Raw genomic sequence first — 806 nt, 5'->3', positions numbered from 1 at the left:
CGCCGTGCTGGGCGCCGTGGACCGGGCCGCCGCGCTGGGGGTGACCGTGCTGTTCGCCACCCACCGCACCGACCAGTTGCCCGCCTGCCTCACCCGCGCCCTGCTGATGCAGGGCGGACGCATCATGGCGGAAGGCCCGCTGGCGGAAGTCATGGCCAACCTGCCCGCCGACTCCGGCGTGTGCGGTGGAGATGGGCTGGACGCCCCGGATACGGCGCACAATGACGTGACCGGCATGCCCGCCCGGTCCGGCATGTCGGACATGAATGGCACAAACGCCGATTCGCCCTCGCCCCTGCCCCCGGTGCTGGCCCGCATCGAACGCGCCGACGTGTACGTGGAGCGGGCGCACGTGCTGCACTCCATCGACTGGACCATCCGGCGCGGCGAGAACTGGTGCGTCATCGGCCCCAACGGATCCGGCAAGTCCACCCTGCTGCGCCTGCTGCACGGCGAGGAAAATGTGGCCGTTGGCGGCGACATCGTGTGGTTCGCGGACGAGGCCTCCTGCGGTGTGGCCCGGCGCGAGCCGCCGCAACAGGCATCCCTGCGCGACCTGCCCCTGCTGCACCGCCGCGTGGCCCTGGTGTCCGACCAGTTGCAAGCCACCTACGGCTACGACCTGACCGCCGAGGAACTGGTGCTGACCGGATTTTCCGGCACCATCGGCCTGTACGACGAGCCGGACGAGGACCAGCGGGCCGAGGCCGCCCACTGGCTGCGCATGCTGGGTGCCGCCGGACTTGCCGGGCAGCGCATCCGCACCCTGTCCACCGGGCAGTTGCGCCGGGTGCTGCTGGCCCGCG

The 806-nt window shown here is 71.7% G+C and carries 1 protein-coding gene; it reads left to right on the top strand.

Annotated elements, in window-relative coordinates:
* Positions 1-806 (top strand): ATP-binding cassette domain-containing protein (locus FVW27_RS17710; protein WP_167127748.1); only part of this gene is annotated, 806 nt, incomplete at both ends.

It is taken from the genome of Nitratidesulfovibrio liaohensis (genome assembly GCF_011682075.1).
Taxonomy (GTDB): Bacteria; Desulfobacterota; Desulfovibrionia; order Desulfovibrionales; family Desulfovibrionaceae; genus Cupidesulfovibrio; species Cupidesulfovibrio liaohensis.
The sequence above is the reverse complement of the archived record's forward strand: the minus strand, read 5'-3'. Positions and strand labels throughout refer to the sequence as shown.